The organism is Nocardioides malaquae, from assembly GCF_015070385.1.
Lineage (GTDB): Bacteria > Actinomycetota > Actinomycetes > Propionibacteriales > Nocardioidaceae > Nocardioides > Nocardioides malaquae.
The window spans coordinates 1-272 of sequence record NZ_JADCSA010000394.1 but is presented as its reverse complement, the minus strand read 5'-3'; the positions used below and the strand labels follow the sequence as shown (position 1 = coordinate 272).

Sequence of the window (272 nt, the reverse complement as noted above, 5' to 3'; positions counted from 1 at the left end):
GCCTTTAACATTGTGAATTCCCGTTCCGTTAGATGCCCAACTTTCGGCGCCTAGAAAATTAGGGTCTATATCTGCGGTAACACCACGGCCAAAATCGCCTTTCCCTTTCACGCTCCAAATGACGTTTCCGTTTTTCGGGTCTCTAAAATCGATAGCTGGAATCTTTGTCCCATTCGCTTCTTCATGACACATAAAATATTCCAGTCCTTCTCGGGTAGGATCAAAGTCGCCTAAATGTGCCGCATCTCCATGACCAAATTCGGTAGAATACA

The 272-nt window shown here is 45.2% G+C and carries 1 protein-coding gene; it reads right to left on the bottom strand.

From position 1 onward, the window contains the following. The coding region (locus IEQ44_RS18605) for a rhamnogalacturonan lyase family protein (protein WP_498371229.1) at positions 1 to 272 on the bottom strand (272 nt) is incomplete at both ends.